The organism is Spirulina sp. CS-785/01 (genome assembly GCF_028330525.1).
Taxonomy (GTDB): Bacteria; Cyanobacteriota; Cyanobacteriia; order Cyanobacteriales; family Spirulinaceae; genus JAQMSD01.
This window is the reverse complement of record NZ_JAQMSD010000325.1, coordinates 1-20,294: the sequence shown is the minus strand read 5'-3', so window position 1 is coordinate 20,294 and position 20,294 is coordinate 1. Positions and strand designations below refer to the sequence as shown.

At 44.4% G+C, this 20,294-nt stretch carries 22 protein-coding genes and 2 pseudogenes; 16 read left to right on the top strand and 8 right to left on the bottom strand.

The genetic code is table 11. The features are described from left to right. Positions 1-156 precede the first annotated feature (156 nt). The 3 genes from PN462_RS21610 to PN462_RS21600 all read left to right on the top strand — a co-directional run bounded on the left by PN462_RS21610 (position 157) and on the right by PN462_RS21600 (position 2,593). Positions 157-1,956 (top strand): iron uptake porin, encoded by a 1,800-nt coding sequence (locus tag PN462_RS21610; protein ID WP_272130922.1) that lies wholly within the window; start codon positions 157-159, stop codon positions 1,954-1,956. A gap of 152 nt (positions 1,957-2,108) precedes the next feature. Further along, positions 2,109-2,327 (top strand): hypothetical protein, encoded by a 219-nt coding sequence (locus PN462_RS21605; RefSeq protein ID WP_443029253.1) that lies wholly within the window; start codon positions 2,109-2,111, stop codon positions 2,325-2,327. Continuing rightward, positions 2,324-2,593, top strand: coding sequence for a ParE family toxin-like protein (locus tag PN462_RS21600; protein ID WP_272130920.1), 270 nt, complete (start codon positions 2,324-2,326; stop codon positions 2,591-2,593). The genes PN462_RS21605 and PN462_RS21600 overlap by 4 nt, the downstream gene beginning before the upstream one ends. A gap of 23 nt (positions 2,594-2,616) precedes the next feature. On the opposite strand, the pseudogene PN462_RS23725 reads toward PN462_RS21600, so the two are convergent. After that, positions 2,617-2,739: pseudogene (locus PN462_RS23725) on the bottom strand (NAD(P)/FAD-dependent oxidoreductase); the annotation flags it as partial. A 194-nt stretch (positions 2,740-2,933) separates the two neighbouring features. On the opposite strand from PN462_RS23725, the gene PN462_RS21595 reads away from it, so the two are divergent. The 11 genes and pseudogenes from PN462_RS21595 to PN462_RS21545 all read left to right on the top strand — a co-directional run. Then, positions 2,934-3,887: a metal ABC transporter solute-binding protein, Zn/Mn family gene (locus tag PN462_RS21595; RefSeq protein ID WP_272130919.1), complete on the top strand. Its 954-nt coding sequence runs from the start codon at positions 2,934-2,936 to the stop codon at positions 3,885-3,887. 179 nt (positions 3,888-4,066) lie between these two features. After that, complete coding sequence (locus PN462_RS21590) at positions 4,067-4,780, top strand: metal ABC transporter ATP-binding protein (protein WP_272130918.1); 714 nt, start codon at positions 4,067-4,069, stop codon at positions 4,778-4,780. A gap of 34 nt (positions 4,781-4,814) precedes the next feature. After that, positions 4,815-5,612, top strand: coding sequence for a metal ABC transporter permease (locus PN462_RS21585; protein WP_272130917.1), 798 nt, complete (start codon positions 4,815-4,817; stop codon positions 5,610-5,612). Between the two features lie 78 nt (positions 5,613-5,690). Continuing rightward, complete coding sequence (locus tag PN462_RS21580) at positions 5,691-6,491, top strand: GTP-binding protein (protein WP_272130916.1); 801 nt, start codon at positions 5,691-5,693, stop codon at positions 6,489-6,491. Further along, on the top strand, positions 6,488-7,300 hold the full coding sequence (locus tag PN462_RS21575) for a metallophosphoesterase family protein (protein WP_272130915.1): 813 nt from the start codon (positions 6,488-6,490) through the stop codon (positions 7,298-7,300). The genes PN462_RS21580 and PN462_RS21575 overlap by 4 nt, the downstream gene beginning before the upstream one ends. A 59-nt stretch (positions 7,301-7,359) precedes the next feature. Next, positions 7,360-8,397 carry a CobW family GTP-binding protein gene (locus PN462_RS21570; protein ID WP_272130914.1) on the top strand — a complete coding sequence of 346 codons (1,038 nt, stop codon included), beginning with the start codon at positions 7,360-7,362 and terminating at the stop codon, positions 8,395-8,397. An 18-nt stretch (positions 8,398-8,415) separates the two neighbouring features. Continuing rightward, positions 8,416-9,057, top strand: a complete 642-nt coding sequence (gene folE, locus PN462_RS21565) for a GTP cyclohydrolase I FolE (protein WP_443029252.1) — start codon at positions 8,416-8,418, stop codon at positions 9,055-9,057. 98 nt (positions 9,058-9,155) lie between these two features. After that, a complete protein-coding gene (locus PN462_RS21560) occupies positions 9,156-9,857 on the top strand; it encodes a metallophosphoesterase family protein (protein ID WP_272130913.1) in 702 nt (233 codons plus the stop codon). A gap of 95 nt (positions 9,858-9,952) precedes the next feature. Then, complete coding sequence (locus PN462_RS21555; protein WP_272130912.1) at positions 9,953-10,210, top strand: FitA-like ribbon-helix-helix domain-containing protein; 258 nt, start codon at positions 9,953-9,955, stop codon at positions 10,208-10,210. Continuing rightward, complete coding sequence (gene vapC / locus PN462_RS21550) at positions 10,207-10,608, top strand: type II toxin-antitoxin system tRNA(fMet)-specific endonuclease VapC (protein WP_272130911.1); 402 nt, start codon at positions 10,207-10,209, stop codon at positions 10,606-10,608. The genes PN462_RS21555 and vapC overlap by 4 nt, the downstream gene beginning before the upstream one ends. A 165-nt stretch (positions 10,609-10,773) precedes the next feature. Then, positions 10,774-10,926 (top strand): annotated as a pseudogene (locus PN462_RS21545) (metallophosphatase); the annotation flags it as partial. A 30-nt stretch (positions 10,927-10,956) separates the two neighbouring features. Here PN462_RS21545 and PN462_RS21540 read toward each other — a convergent pair. Together PN462_RS21540 and drmA are read right to left on the bottom strand one after the other, a co-directional pair. After that, positions 10,957-12,840 carry a DUF1998 domain-containing protein gene (locus PN462_RS21540; protein WP_272130909.1) on the bottom strand — a complete coding sequence of 628 codons (1,884 nt, stop codon included), beginning with the start codon at positions 12,838-12,840 and terminating at the stop codon, positions 10,957-10,959. 6 nt (positions 12,841-12,846) lie between these two features. After that, the gene (drmA, locus tag PN462_RS21535) at positions 12,847-16,293 is read right to left on the bottom strand and encodes a DISARM system helicase DrmA (protein ID WP_272130908.1); all 3,447 of its coding nucleotides are present in this window, start codon (positions 16,291-16,293) and stop codon (positions 12,847-12,849) included. Positions 16,294-16,615: 322 nt separating this feature from the next. Here drmA and PN462_RS21530 point away from each other — a divergent pair, with 322 nt between their 5' ends. Further along, a complete protein-coding gene (locus PN462_RS21530) occupies positions 16,616-16,909 on the top strand; it encodes a hypothetical protein (protein WP_272130907.1) in 294 nt (97 codons plus the stop codon). A gap of 4 nt (positions 16,910-16,913) precedes the next feature. Then, on the top strand, positions 16,914-17,360 hold the full coding sequence (locus tag PN462_RS21525) for a type II toxin-antitoxin system VapC family toxin (RefSeq protein WP_272130906.1): 447 nt from the start codon (positions 16,914-16,916) through the stop codon (positions 17,358-17,360). A 74-nt stretch (positions 17,361-17,434) separates the two neighbouring features. Here the strand turns inward: PN462_RS21525 and PN462_RS21520 are convergent, their stop codons facing one another. From PN462_RS21520 to PN462_RS21500, 5 genes are read right to left on the bottom strand one after another with little or no spacing between them, the layout of a single operon-like run. Further along, the gene (locus PN462_RS21520; protein WP_272130905.1) at positions 17,435-17,704 is read right to left on the bottom strand and encodes a hypothetical protein; all 270 of its coding nucleotides are present in this window, start codon (positions 17,702-17,704) and stop codon (positions 17,435-17,437) included. Between the two features lie 48 nt (positions 17,705-17,752). Then, entirely contained in the window at positions 17,753-18,949 is a 1,197-nt protein-coding gene (locus tag PN462_RS21515) for a type IIL restriction-modification enzyme MmeI (RefSeq protein WP_272130904.1), read from the bottom strand. Further along, positions 18,946-19,443: a DUF3368 domain-containing protein gene (locus PN462_RS21510; RefSeq protein WP_272130903.1), complete on the bottom strand. Its 498-nt coding sequence runs from the start codon at positions 19,441-19,443 to the stop codon at positions 18,946-18,948. Before PN462_RS21510 ends, PN462_RS21515 begins: the two co-directional genes overlap by 4 nt. After that, on the bottom strand, positions 19,436-19,690 hold the full coding sequence (locus PN462_RS21505) for a UPF0175 family protein (protein ID WP_272130902.1): 255 nt from the start codon (positions 19,688-19,690) through the stop codon (positions 19,436-19,438). Before PN462_RS21505 ends, PN462_RS21510 begins: the two co-directional genes overlap by 8 nt. A 58-nt stretch (positions 19,691-19,748) precedes the next feature. After that, complete coding sequence (locus tag PN462_RS21500) at positions 19,749-20,084, bottom strand: XisI protein (RefSeq protein WP_272130901.1); 336 nt, start codon at positions 20,082-20,084, stop codon at positions 19,749-19,751. Between the last annotated feature and the right edge of the window lie 210 nt (positions 20,085-20,294).

Below are 20,294 nucleotides of genomic sequence, written 5' to 3'. Positions count from 1 at the left end.
GGGGACAGTCTGGGTTCACTGGATGGGGGGAATAGGTCATGGTTTGCTGAAAATTCTCTGGTCTTCAAAATAATAATGATTATCATAACCATTTTTATGTAATTATGATAATCATTATCAAAATTTGTCGTTTAGCCAACGTGAGGAAAACATTAAATGTTCAGAACGCTTGCTACATCGGGGTTGGTGGGACTTTCTACCTTGTTGTTAGGGAGTAGTGCGATCGCTGCCCCTATAGCCCCGAACTCCCCCATGTCCCAACTCAACACAGTCTCAGAATTACGAGATATTTCACCAGGAGACTGGGCATTTACAGCCTTGCAAACCCTCATTCAACGGTATGATTGCATTGCGGGCTATCCCGACGGGACATTTCGCGGCAACCGTCCCCTCAGTCGCTACGAATTTGCTGCCGGACTCAATGCCTGCTTGCAACAGATAGAACGACTCTTAGCCGAAACCACCACCAATCTTGCCCGTCGAGAAGACTTAGACACCCTGAGACGACTCGCAGAGGAATTTGAAAGCGAACTGGCCGCCCTCTCAACGAGAGTCGATACCCTAGAAGCGCAGACGGCATTTTTAGAAGATCACCAGTTTTCCACCACCACTAAACTCCGAGGAGAAGCCATCTTTGCGTTAACGGATGTGTTAACTGGAACGGGAACAACCACCACCTTTCCCTCCATCCTCCCTGCATTCACCCCCCCCCAAACCACCGACCTAGAAAGTCCCGACCAAGGGACAGTCTTTGCCAACCGCGTCCGTTTGGACTTTCTCACCAGTTTCACCGGGACAGACCGATTAAACCTCCGTTTAACCAGTGGTAATTTCCCCCACCCCAACCGAGGAGACGGGGGATTTCAGTACGGGCCTGACCCCCTACGGGGTTATGTGGGAGGACTTCAGTTTTCTCCAGAAGGGCAACAAACCTTTAACGATATTGCTTCTTTAGCTGCGGACAATAGCATTGGCATCACCGAGTTGAGCTATGAATTTTCCTTGGGAGATCGCGCTAGAGTTGCGATTATGGCCACAGGGGGCGAACATCGAGCCTATCTCCCCACCACCTTCAGCAGTTGGGATGATGGCAATGGGGGAACGGGGTCGTTATCGGTGTTCGGACAGCGCAGTGATATCTATAACTTTACAGGAGCAGGGTTAGGACTGACTTATCAGTTCAGTGATGCAATTAGTTTCAGTGCCGGCTATTTAGCCCCCTATGCCAACAATGCCTCTGCCCCACAACCCCTGCCAGACGACCCCTTTGCTGGGGGATTATTTGCTGGTCGCTATTCGGCCCTCGCACAATTGACGATTCAACCCAGTGATAATTTTTCCTTTGGCTTGACCTATAACCACAGTTACCATCCGGCCCAGTCTGGGTTTAGCAATCTGCCCATCTTGTTTAGCGATCGCGGCACAACCCAAGCCAATTTACCTGTGATCCCTACCCAAGAAGTATCGGTGAATTCCTATGGGGTGGCGGCCTTGTGGGAGGTGAGTCCTAAGTTTGCTGTGAATGGTTGGTTGGCCTACAGTAATGTCAATACTTCTGGGGGAACGGCCTTTATTTTTCCAGGGGGACCGACGGATTATACGGGCAGTAGTGCGGATATCTTGACCTATGGCCTGTCCCTAGCTTTTCCTGATTTGGGGGGAGAGGGGAATTTAGGGGGGATTGTGGTTGGAGCTTCTCCCTATACGACGCGATCGCAAGTCCCCCAACCGTTCCAAACGGGAGGCAATTGGTTTTTTGGTACGGATTTAGGGGAAGATTTCACCGATCTCATTGCAGACAACGCCATTCCTTGGCATATCGAAGGATTTTACCGCTATAAAGTCACAGATAATATCTTTTTAACTCCTGGGGTGATTTGGTTAACCGCCCCCAATCAATCCGCCCGCAATCCCGATGTTTTAGTCGGCACTTTGAGACTCACGTTCCGCTTTTAAACCCCAAACGGCAAGACCTCTCTTTTCTTGCCGTTTAGCAAAACTCAAGTTAGATATGCTTCGATCAGGTGGATGAACTTCAGACTCTGCTCAATTTGGCTGCAAACAGCGATAATAAAGAAGATATAGTTTATGCTCTGAGTGAAATAGCAATGACGGAGTTACTTGAGCGTGCGATCGCTAGGTTACAGACCTTGACTGAAAGTGAACAGAACGCAATTGCCTCAATTATCTTAGAGGAAATTGAGGATGAAAGGCGTTGGGACGATTCATTCTCCCGTTCTCCGGACGTTCTCGCCAAGCTGGCTGCTTCAGCAATGGCTGAGTACCACGATGGTGAAACCCAAGAACTCGATCCAGATAAGCTGTGAAATCACGCACTACCGCTCAATTTCGCAAAATGTTTGCTGATTTGCCTCAGCAGGTTCAACAACAAACCCGTGCAGCTTATCGCCAGTTTCAGCAAGACTCAAGCTATCCAAGCCTGCGTTTTAAGAAAGTGCATCCAGAACTTCCAATTTTCTCTGTTCGCATCAACAAGAATTACCGAGCAGTTGGTCAAGTAGAAGGAGACACGGTGATTTGGTTTTGGATCGGTTCGCACGCAGATTATGACCGATTGCTAGGGCAGATATAGCAACACAGCATAAATCTTATTGTTCAACAAACACAATTGTTATCGCAGCAAGAAAGGTCATCTAAGAACAAACCTTCTCGACGATAGGTTTCTAAGGTCGTTGTATCGACTCCCAGACGTTGAGCGATCGCATTTCCGACCACGGCAACAATTAGGTCTATGACGCACCGAAAGACCGACAACATCAATCCATCCGCAATCCCGATGTTTTAGTCGGCACATTGAGACTCACGTTCCGCTTCTGAACCCCAAACGGCAAGACCTCTCTTTTCTTGCCGTTTAGACAACTCAAGTTATATAATGATTATCATTATCGTTCAAAAAGAACCTCAACTTAACCATGTTCAAGAATTCTCGTTTGCTGATGGCCTCTTTTGCACTAGGCACAATCTCTCTATTTGGCTGTGATTCCGGTCAAATCTCGGACCCCCCCAACTCCTCAACCGCTTCTGACTCCACTCCCACTTCTACCGTCAAAGCCGATAAACCTTTAACCATCGCAGTGAGTATTCCACCGCAGAAATATTTTGTAGAGCGAGTGGGGGGCGATCGCGTCCAAACCGACATCTTACTCCCGCCAGGAGCAAATCCTGCCACCTACGAACCCAAACCTCGACAACTGGAGAGTTTGAGCGATGCCGATGCCTACGTCCGTATTCACCTTCCCTTTGAAAATGCCTTGTGGGAACGTATGGAGTCGATTAACCCAGAGATGCAGGTTATCGATCTGACTCAAGGGATTGAGCAAATTCCCATGACCACTAGACAGGATCATGGTGAAGATCATCAGAATGACCAAAATATAGCCAACCCCGACCCTCACATTTGGCTATCTCCACCCCTTGTCAAAAAACAAGCGCAAACCATCTATGATACCCTCATTCAACTCGATCCCGAACACCAACAAACCTATAAAAATAACCTCGAAGCCTTTGTTGCCGAAATTGAGGAACTCCATCAGTCCATTGAAACCAGCTTAACGGACATTGAAACCCGAACCTTCATGGTGTTTCATCCCGCGTGGGGATACTTCGCAGACACCTATAATTTAAAAATGCTCCCCATTGAAGTCGGTGGTAATGAACCCAGTGCGGCGGAACTGTCCAAGTTGATCAATGAAGCCGAAGCAGAAGACATTCAAGTGATTTTTGCTCAACCTCAGTTTAGCACCGAAGATGCACAAACGATTGCCAATTCTATTGAGGGTGAAGTCGTTTTGATCGACCCCCTTGCAGAAGATTGGATGAATAATATGCGTAAAGTTGCCAATACTTTTAAACAAATTTTGGACTAACACTTTTTAGTAGGGTTTGCTGAAAAAGTCCGTAAGTAAACTGTGAGAGGAGGGAATAGGGAATAGGGAATAGGGAATAGGGAACAGGAATTGGGATAGGGAGTTTTTGGAAAAAAACGGAGGTTTTGGTTAGATTTTCGCCAAAATTTAGCAAAATTGTACTGTTTTTAGATAAGATAATGGACATTTCAAAGAGTTCTTCTGTCGTCATTGAAATTGAACAACTTTGGGCAGGATATCAACAACATACAGTTTTAAAAAATATCAATCTGACTATCCATGAACGCGACTATTTGGCTATTATTGGCCCAAATGGAGGAGGAAAAACGACCTTGTTCAAAGTCTTGTTAGGGTTACTAATTCCTCAACAGGGACGGGTTAATATTTTAGGCCGCCAGACAAGGCAAGGTCGTCGTTATATCGGTTATGTTCCCCAAAATGCCACGTTTGATCGGAGTTTCCCGATTTCTGTACGGGATGTCGTGAGGATGGGGCGTTTGGGGAAACGTCGCTTACTCTCTCGTTTTAATGTTTACGATGAGGAAAGGGTAGAACAAGCCTTGCAAACAGTGAATTTACTAGATTGGCGTGATGCGGTGGTTAGTGAATTATCTGGCGGACAATTACAGCGTGTTTATATTGCTAGGGCTTTAGCAACAGAACCCCGTATTTTATTGCTAGATGAACCGACAGCGAGTTTAGATCGCCAATCTTCAATGGGGATTTATAATCTCCTACGAGAGTTAAATGATTTCGTGACAATTGTGATGGTTTCCCATAATATTGAACCTATTTCGTCTGATGTGAAAGCGGTGGGGTATTTAGATCGGCAATTGTCTTTTTACAGCCATAGTCAGGAACTTGAACAAATTAAACGAAATTCTCTTGCTTGAGAAAATGATACTGGAAATATTGCAACAAGAATTCATGCAAAATGCACTGTTTGCTGGTGTTTTAACGAGTATTGCTAGTGGAATTATTGGCAGTTTTGTGGTTATTAATCGCATTGTTTTTATTGCTGGAGGGATTGCTCATGCAGCCTATGGAGGGGTGGGGATGGGCTTTTTCTTTGGCTTTAATCCGGTGTTAGGAGCAATTGGGTTTAGTGTTTTTGCAGCCCTTGGTATGGGGATTGTAGAAACGAAAACAAAACTCCGAGGAGATACAGTGATTGGGATGCTTTGGGCGATTGGCATGGCGATTGGGGTCATTTTTGTGGATTTAACGGAGGGTTATACGGCGAATTTGCGGAGTTATTTGTTTGGCAGTATTTTGGCGGTTTCTAAGCAAGACCTTGGGATGATGTTGTTGCTTGATATGCTCATTGTGGTGCTGGTAATCGCCTTTTATAAGGAGTTTTTGGCGATTTCCTTTGATGATACCTTTGCGAGACTGAGAAATGTGCCAGTGGATTCCCTCTATCTCCTGTTAATGGTGATGATTGCGTTAACGACTGCTATGTTAATGCGGATTGTGGGGGTTATTTTACTGATTGCATTATTATCTATGCCTGCTGCGATCGCCAATCTCTATGTTCAGAATCTTAAAAAGATGATTCTGCTGGCAATCGGACTTTGTTTGAGTTTCACGATCGCAGGATTAGCATTGTCCTATATTCTCAATCTGACTTCTGGGGCCACTATTGTACTCTGTGCCGCGATCGCATATCTCATCAGTCTCGGTATTAATGGCATACATTCGACTCCCCTACCCCCAAAAGCCTGATCTGGCTATTCATTCCCATAAATTCCCAACTCCTCGATTTTTTTGCTATAATGATAACGATTATCATTCTATTTACCTATGCTTGTTGCTGTCAGTGGCCCCCCAGGGGTGGGAAAAACCCATTGGATTGCTCAACATCTCCGCCAACACAATCCAGAAAATGCCCGTTACTTGAGTCCTAAAACCGAAACCCTGCCCCTTGATGCCGCCTGGCTAGGGACCGAATTTCCGAGTCTGCGGGTGTTGCAACCGGGGCAAGAAGCCCAACTTCTGGACTCGTTGGAGGGCATAACCTATCTGGAATTGCCTTGGTATTTGGATTTAGCGGGAATTGAACCGTTATTGCAACAGACGGAATGCGTTCGCGTAGCGTCTCCGGAGGAGAATCGCGTTGCCATTCTCCCCCCCAATAGTCCAGAAACCCCTTGGCACAACTGGGCCAACCAAACTCACTCAGGCAACCCCCTCCCCCTTCCCCCAGACTTCCACGCCTCTCCCCCCCAAGTTCACCGCAGTCAACTGAACGGCCAAGTCTTTGATTTTGCCAGTTTAGCAGTCTTTTGGTACGAACTCCTTCAAGGAGCTTACGGAGAGGTGATACGGGCCAAAGGCATCTTAGAAATTGCCAGTGGGGAAGCAGTTTACGGGGATTTTGTCCAAGGTCAAATTAACGAAGAATTTGCAGCCTTAGACTGGCCCCAATGGTTGCAAGGCCGTCCCCAACGGTTGAGTGGGTTAGAAATTTGCGGCTATCAGTTGCAACGAGAAGCCATTGTGCAAACCCTCGATGACTGTTGTCTCTCCGACGAACAACTCCACCATTATCAACAACAAATTCGAGCATCTCTCGACCTAGAACCGGAGGTAACAGTAGTATGAAAATTGCAGTCATGTCCTGCATTCACGGCAATTATGAAGCCTTAGATGCAGTTTTACAGGATATCGAACAACAAAAAGCAGACAAAATCTATTGTCTCGGTGATCTCGTCGGTTACGGGCCCTTTCCTAATGCCGTAGTCGAACAAATTCGTTCGTTAGATATTCCCACCGTTCAAGGGTGTTGGGATGAAGATATTGTGGAAGGTTTAAATGCTTGCGAATGTAGTTATCCCTCCCTCATTGCGGAACGACGGGGACATTTGGCCCATGAATGGACGAACCAAAACGTTCACCCAGAAACCCGTGAGTATTTAGCGCAACTGCCTTTAACCCTCAAAGAAGATAATCTCTGTTTTGTTCACGGTTCTCCCCACAGTAACCACGAATATTTATTACCGGAAATGAATGCGTTTGCTGCCTTAGAACGGGTTTTAACAACGGAGACGGATGTTTTATTTTGCGGCCATACTCACATTCCCTATGCACGACTGCTCAACAGTGAAACCTTGCAAGTGAAGGTGAAGCAACCAACGGAGGAAGTACAAGAGTTAATTTTTAGCGCACCCTTAAAGCGCATTATTAATGTGGGTTCGGTAGGAGAACCGCGTCACGGACGACCCAATGCAACCTATGTTCTTTATGATACGGACTCCCAAGCGGTGACTTTGCGAGAAGTGGAATACGACTATCAAAAAACTTGTGCAGCTATTATAGAAAAGGGATTACCTGCTATTTTTGCTTGGCGTTTAGCCAGGGGGTTAGAGTTTGCTGAAAAGGCCGAAGATGCTAGTCATGTCTGTGAACGATAAGGAGGATTTTTATCTCTCTCACAGGAATTAAATTTACTGGAATTTATCAAAAAAAGATCATGTCTAATCAAATTGAAATCCCCAAATGTGGGCTACCTGTTACGATTATTACGGGGTTTTTAGGAAGCGGTAAAACAACCTTACTCAATCAAATCTTGCAAAACAATCAAGATTTGAAAGTTGCAGTCTTGGTGAATGAGTTTGGAGATATTAATATTGATTCTCAGTTACTTGTTTCTGTCGATCAAGATATGTTAGAATTAAGTAACGGTTGTATTTGCTGTACCATTAATGAGGGATTAATAGAGGCAGTTTATAATATTTTAGAGCGCGATCAACCCGTTGATTATTTGATTGTTGAAACCACTGGAGTTGCTGACCCATTACCGATTATTTTAACATTTGTAGGCTCTGAGTTTCGCTATCTAACGCGCTTAGATTCAATTATTGCAGTGATTGACTCAGAAACTTTTACGCCCGATCATTTTGATAGTGAAGCCGCTTTACAACAGGTAGCTTTGAGTGATATTGTTCTCCTTAATAAAACAGACTTAGCGAAGGAAAAAAAAGTTGAGGAATTAGAGCAATACATTCAAACGATCAAAGATAGAGCGAGAATCCTTCGCAGTCAATACGGAGAAGTTCCTTTACCGCTTATTTTAGATGTTGGATTAACGGAACTTGACCAATATCAAGAACAAGAACATCATGAGCATCATGAGCATCATGAGCATCATGAGCATCATGAGCATCATGAGCATCATGAGCATCATCATCACCATTCTCATCACTTAGAAAATGATGGATTTATGTCCATGTCTTTTCAGAGCGAACGCCCCTTTGATGTAAATAAATTTGAGCAGGTTTTAAATCAAATGTCAAATAATGTATTTCGCGGCAAAGGGATTCTTTGGTTTTCTGATGTGCCAGAAAGTCGTTATATTTTCCAACTGAGTGGAGGAAGATATGATTTAAAAGCTGAAGATTGGCCAGAGACTCCCCAAAATCAATTAGTGTTAATTGGTCGTCATCTCAACACGCAAGAAATTCAGCAACAACTCGAAGGTTGTTTACAAAACTCTGTTTCTATTGTTTAGTCTTTTACCCCCAAACTTATGACTTTTTCAACACAACAAAAATCCGTAACTGTACCCTCCTCTTTAGAAACCGAACCTCAACCGATTGTTTCTGAAGAAGAGATGCGTCAAGCGGTTCGGACTTTACTGCTAGGACTGGGAGAAAATCCAGATCGTGAAGGATTACAAGATACCCCAAAACGAGTTGTTAAAGCCCTAAAATTTTTGACCTCTGGTTATCACCAATCTTTAGATGAATTACTCAACGGGGCTGTTTTTCATGAAGATACCAATGAAATGGTTTTAGTCCGCGACATCGACTTATTTAGCTCTTGTGAACACCATATTTTACCAATTTTAGGTCGCGCTCATGTGGCATATATTCCTGATGGGAAGGTAATTGGTTTATCAAAAATTGCCCGAATTTGTGAGATGTATGGGCGACGGTTACAAGTCCAAGAACGCTTAACCAAACAAATTGCGGATGCGTTACAAGGACTGTTACAACCCAAAGGGGTTGCAGTGGTAATTGAAGCGACTCATATGTGTATGGTGATGCGAGGAGTCCAGAAACCGGGATCATGGACTTCTAGTAGTGCAGTGCGGGGAGTGTTTGCAGAAGATGCAAAAACTCGTCAAGAGTTTATGAATTTAATTCGTCATAGTCCCAGTTTTAGCTAATTTTAATAATATGCGCGTGTCGTTTCTCTTACGAGAGGCTGTCGCCAACGTGCAGCGTCTCCGAAGGAGAAATAAAAAAGGGAAATTAAATCAAAACAATGTGGGCAATTTTAAGTGGAATTGAAGGTAATTTAACGGCCTATGAAGCAGTGTTGGCCGATGTGAAGCAGCAGACTGCGGTGGAAGCGTTGTATGTGTTGGGGGATATTGTAGGATTGAGTCCCGATAATGACGCAACCATCGATCGCTTGCGTTCCCCCAAACCAGGAGAACCCGAACCGCAAGCGTGTATTGGTTGGTGGGAAGAACAATGTTTTGCGTTGTATGGGGTGGGGACGACAACTGATCCGGTAGAATTGCGCGAACGCTATGGCAGTGACGCGATCGCGCAACTCTGGAATTCCGTCTCCCGTGACAGGGTACAATGGTTACGCGGCCTGCACTTTGGGTTTATCGAGTTAGATTGTTTGCTGATTCACGGAAGTAGCGTGAGTGTTAGCGAAGAACTCAGTCCCAAAACTCCCCCGTGGCGAATGTTAGACCGTTTACAACGCATGGGAGTGAATTACTTATTTTGCGGTCGTTCCGGTCTTGCGTATGAGTACCAATTAGAACCCAGTACCATCAATGCAACTGTCACCACCTTGGACAGTCAGCAATCCCCAGAAACCATCCAATCTCAACCCCGACAAGCGATTGGAGTGGGAAATGTGGGGAGGAAACCCGGTGAAGCGAGTTATGTGCTTTATTCTCCTAGAGGCGGAAGCAATGCCATACAATTCAAAACAGTCCTTTATTAGGACAAATTTTGGGTGAACGGCATAAGATATCAAATCCACCTTACCGAAGAAGAAAAGGAATGTATAATTAAAGTTAGAATCACAGATTAAAACCGATGGCGCAAATTATTTTAGAAAAAATTAAGCCAAGCTTAATAGAGCAACTGGAAATTCTAGCACGAGCCAACGATCGCAGTTTGGAAGAAGAGATAATGGCAATTTTAGAACGAGTGTTAGAATCTGAAGTCATAATTCACCCCGACAAAGCAGGATGGCAACCTGGCTTTTTTGAGGAAGTTATTGGAGGTTGGCAAGGAAAACCACTGGAACGAGAACCCCAACCACAAGAACAAGAACGCGAACTTCTACTATGAGTTATTTGCTGGATACCAATGTCTGTATTAAATTGCTCAACAATAGCCATGAAGCTGTTGTCAGGCGATTAGCTAAGGAAGAACCAAAAACAATCAATCTTTGTACAATTGTCAAGTTTGAATTATACTTTGGAGCCTATCGAAGCAAAAAAACAGGAGATAATATTGCCAAACTCAAGCGTTTTTTCAAACAATTTAATCTACTTAATTTTGATGGTAAATCTGCTGAAATTGCGGGTTTGATTCGCACTCAATTAAACAAGAAAGGAACGCCCATTGGGGTTTATGATTTACAAATCGCAGCGATCGCATTGGCAAACAATTTTGTCTTGGTTACTCACAATATATCTGAATTTAGCCGAATTGATGGGTTGCAATATGAGGATTGGGAAAGTTAAACAATAAGTTTGCCTAAAAAGGCGATCGCTATTGTTGAGAAATGTCATTGTTGATTGTTGGGATTGGCAATTCTTTTTACATTTTTGCAGGGAATGGGCGTATGCGATCGGGGAAGGGGCGTATGCAATACAGGCGGATACAAACAGGGAATGGGCGTATGCAATTTATTGATTCGCTATGGCGGTGATGCGATCGCGCAACTCTGGGATTCCGTCTCCCGTGACAGGGTACAATGGTTACGCGGCCTGCACTTTGGATTTGTCGAGTTAGATTGTTTGCTCATTCACGGCAGTAGCGTTAGTGTTAGTACAGTCCTTTATTAGTGTCAATAGTGTGTTGAGAGTATTTCACCCAGTCTGAGGAAAAAATGCGGTATCTTGGTCTCCGACCGTTTGGGTAACTAAAGCGCGATCGAGAAACTCATTGCGACGTTCGCAGGAGGTTTCAGCAATCAATAAACAGCCATGACAAGCGGCCCCGTGTAAAAATCGTTCCTCTTGATGATTATCCGGTTGGTGTTGAGCGCATAAGGGATCATTAGAACATAATCTCCCTGCGTCTAACGCCTCGATTAAATCGTATTCAATCCCCTTCCCCACTTCAATGAGTCCTCCTAATGTTCCCTCAGACCCCGATGACCCTGTATAGAGAAGGATACCGTAGCCACTTTCCCCGGCATAGACGCGCTCTTTAATGGCACTGGCGGAATAACCGCACTTTAGGGAAACGGTAGTGATCAACAAATGAGAGAGAGAATGGAGCATAATATAGGGCAAGCCAGGAAACTCCACCTTGTCTTGAGTCAGGTTACGACGCTTACACCAGGCTTTAAACCCTTTTCTTAATAATTGTCCCCGTTCTTTCACTGCGGGTTGTTCTATCCATTCGTTAATCGCAGTTTCACTAAAAGACAAAAAGATTCCTTCTCCCCGTTGTTCAATAGCAGGGACCCATCGGGGTTCAAAATCAAGGGCTGCTCGTCCTACCGTCATTTCCAATTCCTCATCGGGCAATTCCCCCTGTATATCAGGGAGGGCTGGTTCAAAGCGGGTAAACCCTACTTGGGCGATAACTTCCCGTAAACGGGGAACAAGAATGACTTTATCGAGTTTTCCGGTGAGGGGAGAAGGTAAAGACTTTAAAGGACGGACATAGGCATAAAAATCGCTGTCGGGGGTATCTTTCCCCACTGTATTCGCAGATAAAAGGGTTTCAATTTCTGCTTGTTTAATGGTCTTTTTGGGCGGTTCGCCTCCTTGTTGTCGTCGTTGGACTTCCTCCCAGACTTCCTCATCGGTGAATCCCTCTAATGCCTCTGTCACCTTGTACATTTTCCGGCGACAATAAGCAATATCGTCTTGATCTGCTTCTCTCAAATAATCTTCATAAACTCGACTGACGGCATCTCGTAGGGCTTGATCCGATTCAGGTAAGGAAATAACGCTTAAAACTTGGGAAAAATAAGCATTGCTAGCAGAGCGCACCAATAACCGATTCCGTTCTGCTTTTTTCGTTTCAGGGTGACGACACTGTTCTTGGGCATCCTCTCCGAGCCAAGGACGTTCCCCCTTACAATATCCCAAGGCTGCAAAATCTGGAATGGTTGCATCAGAGAGGGGACGGCGTTGCTTACACTTGCTACAACGCACAAAGATGTCTGCAAAGTCATTACCGGTCCCGCCCTCATCTAACCAGAGTTGGGCGGGGCAATTACTGCGACAGTCCTGATTGACAAAAATATACCAGTCAATATCGCTGATATGACCATTACGACAGGCTTGGACAAAACGCACGGGAACGACGGAATGTTTTTTACGGTTTTCGTCTTCATATTTCCCTTTAATCAGGCGTTTTTCTGGAATTAAGGGGCGTGTTTGATAACGTTTTCCGGAACGAGAGAAGTAAGTTTCTTCAAGTTGGGCGACAAACCATTTTGGGAAGACAAATGCACCGATTCCGGTTTTCGGCTGACTGGGATCAGTTTGAGCATGAGGGGGGGCATAGAGATCAACGGAACTGATCTCTAAAATTTCACTAACTCGTTGGGCGAGACGTTCCTCGTCTATGGGATAATCCCGATAGCCATACCAGTGATTGAGGCCGCCGATGATAATGGATTGATTGGGCAAATCGACCATTGCACCTGCACCATAGGAGGTGAGCAGTTGACTTTGGCGCAATTCGCCATGAGGCCGAGTATTGTTTTGTTTTTTTTGCGTTCCCTTAGCCATTTCACTTTAATCTGGTTGATGGTCTCGACGGGTTTTGACCCAGATATTGACGCTGGGTTCGACATCCCGTAAACTGCGCTGGGCGCGAAACTTCTTCTCTCTGGCAGACAGTTGGGCGAGTTCTGGATCAAGGAAATCTCGTAATAAAGGGGGAAAACCGCTAATTTCTCGCTGATATTGCAATTTTCCTAAATCCCCGGCCAAGTCCCGCCAAGCATTTAACAAGTCTTGTACTTCTTGTTGTAATTTTTGTAATTGATGGAGGTTTCCAGGGGTGTTTTGTTGGCGATGGAGGTTTCCAGGGGTGTTTTGTTGGCTTTTGGCACGTTGGACAATCAGATCGGCAACAAAATCCATCTGAGAGCAATAAGTTTCCATTGCTGCTGCACCATCAGGAGGGGTTAAGTTGGAGTGGAGGAGTCGCGCTATTGCTACGGTAACTCCGGCTAAACCCCGATCGCGGGCCCGGGAAGAAAACGGTGTAACACTGGTGGCTTCTACGTCTCGATAAAAGGATTCATGCCAACTGGTGAAGCGTTCATAATGGGAACGATCGCGCGATCGATGAATATTCAACAATGTTACCACTAACCCCGGACGCTGATCATCTCGTCCTACCCGACTGGTGGCCTGGATATACTCTGCTGCCGTTTTCGGTTGCCCTAACACGACCATTAAACCTAAGCGGGTGACATCTAACCCCACTGAAATCATATTGGTAGCGAGAGTAACATCCACATGATTCTTGTGGTCAAAGGAGAGGGACAAACGGCGTTTTGCTTCTGATACCTGATTGGTTTGCACGCGAGAGGTTAATTCTAGGGGTTCGTCGCTAATGGTCCGATTGGCAAAAGGAACATTGGTTTCCTGGTCTCGTTTCCGTTGGCTATAGTTTTTCAAACGGGCTTTCACTTCATCTTCCACAATGCGCCGACTGCCTCCCAGTTCCCGCAGGGAATTAAAATACCCTAACAGGGTCATGTAGGGATCGGCGGGATTATGGGGATTTTTTGCTCCACCATGCTTTTCCCATTGCTGTTGGGCCGCAGCAAGTAGGGCGAGATAGGCCCGCAGTAAAATCACCTTCAGACTGCGGCCTTGGGCGGCAATTCCCACATACAGACGGGCGTTTTTTTCGCTTTCGGGGACGGTTTGGGCAAAGAAGGAGTCTTTACGACTTAACCCTTGTGGGGGAAAGACATCAACGGTGGGCCGGGAAAATAAATTCCGAATTTGTTGCTCTGCACGACGGACTGTGGCGGTGGAGGCGATAATTTTGGGTTTAATGGGGGTTTCGTCTGGCTGTTGGCGGGTGCATAAGGCTTCGATCGCGGTTTCATAGAGTCCTACCATTGTCCCCAAGGGGCCCGAAATGAGATGTAATTCATCTTGTACGATTAAATCAGGAGGGGGTAGAAAGCTCTGTAAGGGCTTTCCTGATGGGGTGGTATCTGCGGACCCATAAAACCCATCTCCTGCCTTGTAATGGGTGACACGCCCAAATAAAGCCCCGGTTTGTCCCACCCAAGGGAGGTTAGCGAATTTATCGACGGTTGCAATCACAAAACAGGGAAGACGACGGTAGATGGACTCATCTACTGCGATGATGGGGAGGGGATTATCGCCTTGAAAAACACAGCGCGGTTGGCGATTTTTGCCTCGTTTCCGGTTGATACAGTTAATTCTCAGGGAGGTTGGTTTATCTTGACGGGGTAGCAGGTGGAAGGAGTTGGCTTGAAATTTCTCTCCACACCAGGGACAGTTTTCTAGGGGGATGGGAGAGGGTTTACCTTTGCTGTTATTTTGATAGGCGATGGTTTTGGCCCGGGCCGTATCGGGGTTATTGTCGCCTTTTTTGCCCATGCGGTTAGGAGTGGCACTCATTCCCACCCATAAGCCGATTTCAAAGGGCCATTCTCCTAGTTTTTCTGGGTTGTTTTGTCGTTCTAATTCTAAAGCACAGATGAGGGTGGCAGCCCGGCCTAACTGGTCTAAGGTTAACAGACGGAGGGTGTAGCGCATCAAAACGCTCATTCCTGCTGAGGTAATATTAGGGTTTTCTAAGCGTCGTAAGATGAGGGTAAAGGCGGCTAGTCCTAGATAGGCTTCGGTTTTTCCGCCTCCGGTGGGGAAGAATAATAAATCGACGATTTCGCGATCGCGGTGGGTTGGATCGACAATTCCTCGCAGATTGGTGAGAATAAAGGCCAGTTGAAAGGGTCGCCAGCGCGGGGGTTTGATGTCTGTATCGGGGTCTTTTTCGGTGTTGTGGGTGAGTCTTTGACGCAGCGATCGCGCGATCGCACGGTTGGCTATCTGAAAAGCAACGAAGGCGTTAGGTTTCGCTAAAACGTTGATCCCGTCTTGAATGCGTTTCCGCACTGTTGCTGCTTTTTTGACTAATTCCTGGGCAATTTTTCGACGGTTGGGAGTATCTAAACTGGCAATCTGTTGCTGTTGTTGTTCAATCCATTCTTGATAGGCCGCCTGGAGATTGTCCAACATTTTTTTCAGGGTGGGGAAATCTGGCACAGTGGCCAAGGTTTCCATTTCTAATTCCACGTTGGGGATGTCCCGGGCCACGACTTTTTCAACGGCTGCTAGGGGAAGCCAAGCGGTTTGGACGCGGTGACAACTGCCATTTTCCACCCTAGCGGTTACAGAAACGTTGTGTCCTACGACATATTCCCACACCTCTCGATATTGAAGATCAGCGATGCGTAAATCTAGATCGCTGCTATTTTGTCCACTGCGGTCCGCACGAGGAATGAAAGGGGTTTTACTCTCAACCGCGAGACGAGTTTGGAAGGTGTAAGCTCTGTCTCGCTCGTCTGGTTTCAGGGGGTTGCGCTTATTCACCAGAAAGACGGAGACGGATTGAGTCTTTTCAGGTAATCCGGTATTAGGGGTGAGGGAATGGAGATAAACCACAATTTCTAAACCATCACTGTTGGGGACGGGAATGGTCTTTTTTTGTTGGACTTGGGACAAGTTGAGGGGGATGATGGCCTGTTTAGGAATGCGTCGCCAGTGATTGGGGGTTTGGAGTTTGCTTTCTTTTGCTTCTGGGGGGGAGTCTGTTGGGGGGGTTTCGTAGGGGTAATAGTCTCCCCAGTCTAGGTGAAGGGTTAAGGGGGAGGCTGAGTCGGGGAGAAAAAAACTTAAACCAATGGAGGAGGGAAAGTAGGCTTTGCGGGCTGACGCGGTTTCAGGTTTGTTATTATCTTCACCTGTAGAGGTGTCGGTGAGGGGATCAAAGTCATCATTGGCGGTATCATCGGAACGATTGTCTAGAGAGGCTTCGTAGGGGACAAGGAATCCGGTAAGATACCATTGGGAGGGTTTTTGGTTGAGGATAATTTCTTGGCTTCTGTCTCGATCATCGGGGTTGGGTCCGATGAGGTCAAGGTTTAAGCTGTTGATCAGATGTTGGCGGACTTCGGCGGAAGACATTGCGTGATTGGTGATCAGTTATGGGCGATTGCTCAGAAATTAGCTTTCTTTCTATCATACTATGGAAGCTCGTGAACAAGGGAAAAAAGAGCAAATCGTTCAACAAGCACGTTCTGCAACAAGCAAGCCAGTGGTTTTAGATTACTTAAAAGTATAGCGTTTTCAAATGAGGTGTAAAACCCCGTGGGGTTTTACTCTAACAGTAAAAAAAACTGTATGCCTGATTTTCTGTTCCCTGTTCCCTATTCCCTGCTCCCTTTGCCAAACAAGTCAGTTTACAACTCTGATGAAAACGCTATGTAATAATTTTTACAAGGAAATCATGAGTCCCAGTCTAAAGCAGATTATTAGCCAAATTGATGCCCTAAATCAAAACGAAAAACTTAAAGTTTTCCAATACTTAGCCCAAGAATTAGAAGCTCCAAAAAACACACCTGATCAATCTAATTATGATGCACTTGTTCAATATATCGAAGATTGTGAAAATCAAGAAAGTGATCGCTCTTTTCTAGAATTTAAAGGAATTTCTCCCGATTTATTAGAAGGTCAAGATGCACAAAATTGGGTTAATCAACAGCGTAATGAGTGGGGAGAAAGACAAGCATTATGGGAGTAAGTAGGTGAGTCTAGACAGTGTTTTACAGGGAGTTAAAACAATTTTTCTTGATACTGCTCCCATTATTTATTTTATTGAAGATCATCCCCAATTTGCCGATGTCGTACAAATTGTTATAGAACGATTAGAGCAAGGAAATTTACAAGGGATTATTTCTCCTGTAACGGTGGCGGAATGTTTTGTCAATTCCTTCAAAAATCAAGATCAAAAATTACAGCAAAATTTTGCTGACTTTCTACTTCAACGTGAGTCAATCATCTTGAAAGAAACTGATTTAAAAATTAGCCTAAAAGCTGCACAATTACAAGCAAGTTATAACTTAAAACTCCCTGATGCAGTACAAATAGCAACAGCAATTATCACTGGTTGTGATAGTTTCTTAACAAATGATAAAAAGCTGAGTCGTGTTTCTGAATTGCAGATTTTAGTGGTTAGCGATTTCGTCGTTTAATAAAGTCTCTTCTTTTTAAGAGTCATTAATGTTGGGCGCGATCGCAAAACATGGAAAAATTCCAATTGCGAGATTTAATCCGCTTCTAGATCATCCCAAAGTTGGGAGACTGGAAAAGTAAAACTTGCTTTTGCTTCTTGGATTGATGTTGCTAAGTCTGCTAAAATTGGCTCATTGGGTTCTTTTTCATCAATGGCATAAAGTCCACTTTCAGTGACTTGGGGAATATCTTGCGCTAATAAGTTTAAAGCACGTTCTATGGCTTCTTCTTGAGAGTGGTAATATCCTTGTTGAACCAATGATTGTAACATTTGTTGATGTTCGGGCTTTAAGGTAATTTCCATTGTTCTTCCTTTTCTGAAAATATCGCTCATTATTATTTTATGATCGCGTTACTGGTCAGCACTATAGTCTAAGTCAAGGGTATTGGTTGACTCTTGTTTTTTCTTTTTCTTACGAGATTTTGTGGTCTTTTTCCCTTTCTCTCCCCGTAGCACTTCTTCTTCGTAGTGCTGTTTGTTTAAGTCTAAAAGACGGGCGAGGATTTCGTCTTGGAAGTCGTCGGGCCAACGGTAGCGGTAGGGTTTTTTGCGGTTGCTGGTGTCGTCGTCTTCTTCGTAGTCGAGGAGGAAGTCACAGGTGGGGGTGAGATCATCCCATCCATAGGCGTTGAAAACCGCTTGATCAAGACTATCATGGAGTTGACGCAGTTGGAGGATGTCGCTGTCGGTTTCGTCGGGGTTGTGGAAGCGGTTATAGGTGTCGGTTAAGCCTTCGTTGTTGCGTTCCATGAGGTTAGCGCGGAAGGTGTAGTAGGTTTCGCCAATTTGTTCGAGGGTGGGGTCGGTTTCCCAGTTTTTTGGGAAGGGGAAGGTTTCAAAGCATTTAGACGGTGTGTATTGCAAATCATCTTTTAAAGTTGTGCTAAAAAAGCGTGTCCAAATTTCATGAACTCTTGATTGTAACGTACAAAAAATAGAAGTTTGCTCAAATGGAAAAATAACTATTTTCTCACTATAAACTATTCCTGTTTGTAAAAAAGTAAATGCAAAAGCATTTCCAATGCGAGAAATCACTAAAACGCGATCGCGCTGCGCGATCGCTTCATAAGTTTCTGTACGTTTATCCCAAAATTTCCAGTAATCATATTCGTGGATTTGCTTTCCACGTTGAATAATTTTATCTCTTTGAGGTTTAACTTTCTCCTCAACAATCGCCATTAAATCAGGATATTCTCTCGCCTCCTCCTCACTCATTTCACCAAAATTAATCACATAGCGATGATAAGCATGAGTGGGACTACTATTCACCTCCTGACCGCCAATATAAGGAAAAATGCACTCTTGATTCTTCGGATTTTCCTCAATTAAGCGGTGCATTTCCGCAATGGGGGTTGCATTGGGGTTAGTATCATCAAAAGTAAACCCCATCCCTAAAACATAACTACCAATAAAACTTTTCCCCTCATTGGCTAATAATTTATGGGGGTCATCATTGCCTCCCTTATCCACCAGAAACGCGGTAATTTGTTCAACAGGTTTTCCATCCAAGAGAATGGGAACATTGGGCGGTAATAATTCTTTGGTCATAACTCACCTGCTTCTTTAAGAGCGAAATTAATTACATTTTGACTAAGATAGATGTTGTGACTAATCATGTTTTGAATAGCCTTTTGGATAGATAATGATGGTTCTTGCTGTTTATATTTAAGAAGAATTCCTATAGAACCTGTTACCTTTAACCCATTTAAACGAGCGACCCTTCTTCCTACTGTTTCATCAATACAGACCGTTTTAATTTCCTGATTAAGCGCAACTTGAATAACTGATGCTTCTCCTAAATCCAGAGAATTGAGTAAAAATTGAGAAATCTGAATCGGCTGATTTTCCTTACTTAACCATTTTGCTTCCTGAAATTCAGATACTGCAAAATCTTGTTTTCCGCCCTTCAAAATTTCTTCACAAACCGCTAACGGGACAACCACTTTCTCGTAAAGAGAGTCTAAAATATCTAAACTTCCTAATGCTGCAATTAATGCAATCAAGGGTGAAGTATTGATAACAATAACTGGAGAATTAGGCATTTTTTATATCAGACATCAGTTCAGCATCAGGGAGATCAATCATGGGGACACCATAATCAGCTAACTTAAGAAGAAAGGTAACGCGATCTACCCCAACTAACATTGCAGCCATTCCTGACGATAACCGTTTGAGTTCAAAAAGTTTCACCGCCATCGCCCATTTTGCTTCGGCTTCAAATTCTTCTGGGGTATCTCCTAAAAGATCAGGAAAGGTTTCTGGGTACTGTACAGTAAATTCTAAAGACATAATATCAATTATTTTACATTGTTAGATAGTTTTCTGTATCATAGTTTTTGTTGTGAATCTAAGCAACTCCATAATTCGTATAGGGACGTTTGAAAGGAGGCTGAAATCCTAAAACAATATCCTCTCTCGCCACTCCTAACTCGATCAAATCTTCCGCAGGATTTAAGTCAGTTGAATTTTGCTGTAACCATACTTTACCATCTTTAATATCAAAATGAATGACACAATGATAAATTCGCTTGCTTCCTTTCCAACCCACATCAAACCATAAATAATGATCTCGTTCTTCATCAAAGATTAATTGTAACTCCCAGTCTTCATTATCTTTTTTATAGGAAGCATATCGCGATAGTAATTCTTTAATCAATGTCCGATACTGGATTAATTTATCCATTGGGTTAGCCCTCCGTTTTGAGAATCGTAAACAATTAATTTAAGTAGTAGTAGTAGTAGGGTGGGCATCGCCAGCCCTGTCAAGGTGGGTAACGAGATATGGCGGTTTGGAGTCGCCCTCACCCCCCAACCCCCTCTCCCAACCTTGGGAGAGGGGGAGAAAATGTCTCTCACAAGTGTCTGAAACAACGGTGTCTCGTTCTACAATTTC